Below are 5,938 nucleotides of genomic sequence, written 5' to 3' on the forward strand. Positions count from 1 at the left end.
GCGGCACGCGAGCTGGGTTTAGAACGTCGTGAGACAGTTCGGTCTCTATCCGCCGTGCGCGTTGAAACTTGAAGAAGGCTGTCCCTAGTACGAGAGGACCGGGACGGACATACCTCTGGTGGGCCAGTTGTCACGCCCGTGGCATGGCTGGTTGGCTACGTATGGGAGGGATAACCGCTGAAAGCATCTAAGCGGGAAGCCTGTTCTGAGATGAGGTTTCTTTTGAGGTTCCCTATAGATTATGGGGTTGATAGGCCGGATCTGGAAGTCATGTGAGTGATGGAGGTGACCGGTACTAATTGGCCGATGTTCAACACATTATTTGTGTGCTAGGTTTGTGATTTCTTGTCGCATGAGTGTGTGCTCGCGTTTGTTATGCAGTGTCTGGAACGGCACGACACACCAGCAAACCTTTGGGTTTGGTTGGGTGTGTGTTTTGTTCTGAATTGGTTTGTCGGTGGTTGTTAGCGGTGGGGTCACGCCCGGTCCCATTCCGAACCCGGAAGCTAAGCCTACCTGCGCTGATGGTACTGCACCTGGGAGGGTGTGGGAGAGTAAGTCACCGCCGGCACTAAAACTAAAGAAGAAGTGGGGTGTGGGTCGTTGTAACCTTTCAAAGGTTGCAGCAACCCACACCTCATTTTTTTATGCCTTAACTCACTGCGGCGGAAAAGTAGGCGTCAATAGCAAAAAACAACACCATTGCGCCTCCGCATCAAGCGAAACTAAGATTGATAAGGTTCACGGGACGGGCCCTAGAACCCGAAAAGACGAAGACGACGGAAGGTAAACCCCCAAGAATGGCTGAAAACTCAAGCAACAATCGCGGACGCGGTGGCCGGCCCCAGGGGGAGGGCAAATTCCGCAACAAGGGCGGCTTCAAGCCCAACCGCGGCGGCCGCCCCAACCGCAACTCCAACAAAAAGCGCGGCTCCAACTGGGAAACCCAGCGCGGCCCACACAGCGGCCCGCAGCGAGCCGGCTACCGCGAAGAGCGCCTCAACAAGCGGCTCAACGAACCAGAGGTTCCCAAGGATCTCGACCCGAAGGAGCTTGATCCTTCCGTACGCCAGGAACTCCGCAGCCTCTCCAAGGACAATGCCGACATGGTGGCAAAGCACCTGATCATGGCTGCAACACTCCTGGACGACGAACCGGAGAAGGCCCTCGCCCACGCCCGCGCCGCCAAGGACCGCGCCGGTCGCGTCTCCGTCGCCCGCGAAACCTGCGGCATCGTCGCCTACCACGCAGGCGAATGGAAGGAAGCCATTTCCGAGCTGCGCGCCGCCCGCCGCATGGCAGGCGGCCCCGGACTGCTGCCCGTCCTCGCCGACGCGGAACGCGGCCTCGGTCGGCCCGAGAAGGCTTTGGAAGTTGCCAACGACCCGCAGGCCGACAAGCTGGATGCCGAATCCAAGGCAGAGCTGGCCATCGTCGTCGCCGGCGCCCACCAGGATCTCGGCCAGTCCGACGAAGCCCTGCTGGCCTTGGAAGCTCAGCTGGAGAACGCTGAAGCCCCGGACGTAACCCGCATGCGTCTGTACTACGCATACGCAGACGCGCTGGCCACCGCCAAGCGCAACGACGAGGCCATTGACTGGTTCACCCGTGCAGGCGAAATGGATACCGAGGAAGTCCTGGACGTCCCGGACCGCCTGGCCGAGCTGGGCGCGGACCCCAACGGTGCAGATCAGAGCAAGGATAAGTAGCCCATGGTCCACCCGCTGCTGGATAACTACGACGCTTTACTGGCGGACCTCGACGGCACCGTGTTCTCTGGCCACACCCCGATTCCTGGCGCGGCAGAAGGCTTGGCAGGCCGCAAGGTCATGTACGTGACCAACAATGCCTCGCGCGCCCCGCAGCAGGTCGCCGAGCACCTGAACTCCATGGGCTTCCCGGCTAAAGCGGAAGAGGTAGTTACCTCCGCGATGGCCGCCTGCGACCTGGGAAAGCGCTACATCGCAGAGTGCGGCATCGAAAGCCCGGTGGCCTACGTGATCGGCCACGACTCTTTCAAGCAGTTGGTGGCCGACGCTGGCTTTGAGGTCACAGAGACCGCCGACGACCAGCCGCATGTTGTTTTCCACGGCCACAGCCCGGACAACAACTGGGCACGCCTCTCTGAGGGCGCCCTGGCCATCCAGCGCGGAGCCCGCTACTTTGCCTCCAACTTGGATACGACCTTGCCCTCCGAGCGCGGATTCCTGGTCGGCAACGGTTCTATGGTCGCAGCCGTGACTTCCGCCACGGGAGTTACCCCCGAATCCGCCGGCAAGCCCGGTCCCGCTATGTTCGAGGTCGCCGCCCGCCGCGTCGGTTCTACTAAGCCCCTGGCCGTCGGCGATCGTCTGGATACCGACATCGCCGGTGGTAACGCCGCGGGGATGGACACGCTCTGCACCGTCACTGGGGTGTCTACCCACACCGATATTATTGACGCCCCTTCGTCCCACCGACCCACGTTTATTGCAGGTAACCTACGCGACCACCTGACCGGCTGGTCCGCGAGCGTGGACGAGGGAACTAACCGCATCCGCGTGACCGCCGGCGAGCTGGGAGACGTGGAAGTCATGGCCGCCGAAGCGTTGGCCGTGGCTGCTCCGCTGGCGTGGAAGCTGATCGACGACCCGGAGATCCCGCAGATCACTCGGGCCGAGAACATCGACTTTGTAGGCGCAGACGCGCAAGCCGTGGAGGCTTTGGGAGGTTGGAAGTAAGTGGGCGAGGGGCAACCGAAACCTTCGATGCTGTCGGGGGACAGTAGGCGTCAACAAGAAGAGCTGGCACAGGCCGTCGACGAGCTACTCGCGCGCGACGTCCACGGCGCCGAAGAAGCAGCAGTGCTGGAAGAAGCTCACCGGGTGGTAAACGAGGCACTCGGAGGCGAACGCTAATGGCCAAGAGGGGGTCGAAGCTGCAGCGGCTGGATGCGGAGCTGGTGGCGCGGAAGATTGCCCGCAGTCGCGAGCATGCCCAGGAGATGATCAAGGCCGGGCGCGTGACCGTAAACGGCATGCTGGCGAAGAAGCCGGCCAGCGGCGTGGACGGGAACGTATCCATCAAGGTCGCAGAATCCGAGGACGACCGCTGGGCCAGCCGTGGCGCACACAAGCTGCTGGGAGCACTTGAGGCCTTCGAGCCGCGGGGCCTCAGCGTGGAGGGCAAGACCGTCCTGGATGCAGGCGCCTCCACCGGCGGGTTTACGGATGTGTGCCTGGACCGCGGCGCTGCGAAGGTGAAGGCAGTGGACGTGGGCTATGGCCAGCTGATCTGGCGGCTGCAGAACGACGACCGGGTGGACGTCATGGATCGCACGAACGTGCGCACCCTCACACCCGAAGACCTCGGCGGCCAGGTGGACCTGATGGTCGGGGACTTGAGCTTTATTTCCATCCGCTTGGTGCTGCCCGCGCTGGCCGCGTGCGTGAAGGAAGGCGGGGATCTGCTGCCGATGGTGAAGCCGCAGTTCGAGGTCGGCAAGGATCGCCTGGGCCACGGAGGGGTGGTGCGTAGCCCCGAATTGCGTGCGGAAGTGACCCGCGAGGTGGCCGTCGAAGCGATGAAGTATGGTTTGAGTACGAAGGCCGTTGTCGCCTCTCCGCTGCCGGGGCCGAGCGGCAATGTTGAGTATTTTCTCTGGTTGGTCAAGGACAGTGCTGCGGTTTCACCTAGCATGGTTGAAGAGGCTGACTACACCGGCCTGGACGAGATGATTGCAACCGCCATTAAGGAGGGCCCGCAGTGACCACACCGGGGACTGACCACGCCGCGGATCAGGGCGCGGATACTGGTGACAAGGGCACCGAGGCTACTTCGGGCGCGAAGACCGAGCGCGAGGTTCTGCTGGTTGCGCACACCGGTGTGCACGAGAACCTGGGCCTGGCGGCGGAGGCAGCGTCGCGCCTGCAGAAGGGTGGCATCAACGTTCGCGTGATGGCCACCGCCGATCCTGCTCCGGTTGCTCGCCACGAGATTCTGGGGCGCTTCAAGCGCTTCGGCCACACCAAGGAAGCCGCCACGGGCGTGGAGATGGTGATCGTCCTGGGCGGCGATGGCACCTTCCTGCGCGCAGCCGACATTGCGCACTCCGCGGACGTGCCGGTGCTGGGCATCAACATGGGCCACATTGGTTTCCTCGCGGAGTGGGAGCAGGAATCCCTGCAGGAGGCTGTGGACCGCGTGATCAACCGCGATTACCGCATCGAAGACCGCATGACCCTGTCGATTACCGCCCGCGACATGGACGGCCGTGTGCTGGGCACGGGCTGGGCGCTGAATGAATGCTCTGTGGAGAACCTGAACCGCCAGGGTGTGCTGGATACGATCCTGGAGGTCGACGAGCGCCCTGTTTCTTCGTTCGGTTGTGACGGTGTTTTGGTATCGACGCCCACAGGTTCCACCGCCTATGCCTTCAGCGCAGGTGGCCCGGTTCTGTGGCCGGAGCTAGATGCGATTCTGGTGGTAACCAGCAACGCGCACACGCTCTTTAGCCGCCCGCTGGTGGTCTCCCCGAACTCGATGGTGGCAGTGGAGACGAACCCGTCGACCTCGCCCGCGACCGTGGTGATGGATGGTTTCCGCCAGATCCACATGCCCCCGGGAGCGCGCGTGGAGATCCGCCGTGGCCCGCAGCCGGTGCGCTGGGTGCGCCTGGATTCCGCGCCGTTTACCGACCGCCTGGTACACAAGTTCCGCCTGCCCGTGACGGGCTGGAGGGGTCCACGCCACTAGTAATGCTGCACGAACTACACATTCGTAACCTCGGCGTGATCGAGGAGGCGACGGCGGAGTTTTCCACGGGCTTGAGCGTTGTCACCGGCGAGACCGGTGCGGGTAAAACGATGGTCGTCAGCTCCCTGCGTTTGCTTTCCGGGCACCGTGCGGACGCCTCCCGCGTGCGCAATGGCGCGGACAGGGCCAGCGTGGAGGGGATTTTCTCTGCGGATTCCGCCGCCGTGGATGAGCTGGTTGAGCAGGTCGGCGGGTATGTCGACGATGGGGAGGTTATCGCTTCCCGTACGGTGAACGCCACGGGGCGTTCCCGCGCGCATCTGGCGGGCAAGACTGTGGCTGCGGGCGTGCTGGGAGAGTTCGCCGGGCACGTCATTACGATCCACGGGCAGAACGATCAGCTGCGGCTTCTGGATCCGGTGCGTCAGCTCGGCGCTTTGGATGACTACGCGGGGCTGGGGGAGAAGGTCGCCACCTACCAGGCTCGCCGCGCTGAGTGGCTGCGTTTGGATAAGGATTTGCGCCGCCGCATGGAGGCGCGCCGCGACCTGGCCCTGGAGAGCGAAACTCTGCAGCGCGCGGTGGAAGCGATAGACGAGATCGATCCGCAGCCGGGCGAGGACGTGGAGGTTAAGGCGCAGATCAAGCGCCTGCAGGCCGCGGATGATATTCGCGCGGGTCTGCAACGTGCCCAGGCGGCCCTGGACGGCATGGATGGCCTGTCCGGGGATGATTTCGGCGATTCCGAAGGCGCCAGTGCACTGGTCGGGCAGGCGACTAACGAGCTGACCAACCTGACGGATACCGAGGCGGAGGGCGGCAACCTTGCCGACTTGGCGGACCGGCTGGGCGAGGTGAGCGTGCTGCTGGCCGACATTTCCTCCGAGATCGGGCAGGCGCTGCTGGACGTTCCCGACCCCGATGAGCTGGACGGGCTGCTGCAGCGCCAGACCCAGCTGCGAGAGCTGCGGAAGTATGCCGTGGATGTGGATGGGGCGCTGGCGTGGCGCGATCAGGCGCGCGAGCGTCTGGAGTCCATGGACGTTTCCGATGAGGCGCTGCAGAAGCTGCAGGACGATGTCGCGGCTGCGCGGGATGCGGCGCGCGCGGTGGCTGAGGAGTTGTCTTCGGCGCGCGTGAGGGCGTCCAAAAAATTTTCGAAAGCTGTCACCGAAGAGATCCGGGGCCTGCACATGTCGGCCGA

The 5,938-nt window shown here is 63.6% G+C and carries 6 protein-coding genes and 2 rRNA genes; all 8 read left to right on the forward strand.

Annotation, left to right across the window (positions count from 1 at the left end):
* Positions 1–320: ribosomal RNA gene (locus tag Q0331_RS02840) — 23S ribosomal RNA — on the forward strand; the annotation flags it as partial.
* 133 nt (positions 321–453) lie between these two features.
* Positions 454–571 (forward strand): 5S ribosomal RNA (rrf, locus tag Q0331_RS02845).
* A 229-nt stretch (positions 572–800) separates the two neighbouring features.
* Positions 801–1,709, forward strand: coding sequence for a lipopolysaccharide assembly protein LapB (locus tag Q0331_RS02850; protein ID WP_298074694.1), 909 nt, complete (start codon positions 801–803; stop codon positions 1,707–1,709).
* Between the two features lie 3 nt (positions 1,710–1,712).
* On the forward strand, positions 1,713–2,720 hold the full coding sequence (locus Q0331_RS02855; protein ID WP_298074696.1) for an HAD-IIA family hydrolase: 1,008 nt from the start codon (positions 1,713–1,715) through the stop codon (positions 2,718–2,720).
* A complete protein-coding gene (locus tag Q0331_RS02860) occupies positions 2,721–2,897 on the forward strand; it encodes a hypothetical protein (RefSeq protein WP_005294519.1) in 177 nt (58 codons plus the stop codon).
* Positions 2,897–3,748, forward strand: coding sequence for a TlyA family RNA methyltransferase (locus Q0331_RS02865; RefSeq protein WP_298074698.1), 852 nt, complete (start codon positions 2,897–2,899; stop codon positions 3,746–3,748). Before Q0331_RS02860 ends, Q0331_RS02865 begins: the two co-directional genes overlap by 1 nt.
* Positions 3,745–4,734 carry an NAD kinase gene (locus Q0331_RS02870; protein ID WP_298074700.1) on the forward strand — a complete coding sequence of 330 codons (990 nt, stop codon included), beginning with the start codon at positions 3,745–3,747 and terminating at the stop codon, positions 4,732–4,734. The genes Q0331_RS02865 and Q0331_RS02870 overlap by 4 nt, the downstream gene beginning before the upstream one ends.
* 2 nt (positions 4,735–4,736) lie before the next feature.
* On the forward strand, positions 4,737–5,938 hold a 1,202-nt coding region (locus Q0331_RS02875), incomplete at its 3' end, for an AAA family ATPase (protein ID WP_298074702.1).

Source organism: uncultured Corynebacterium sp. (assembly GCF_937999985.1).
In the GTDB taxonomy this organism is placed as follows: Bacteria; Actinomycetota; Actinomycetes; order Mycobacteriales; family Mycobacteriaceae; genus Corynebacterium.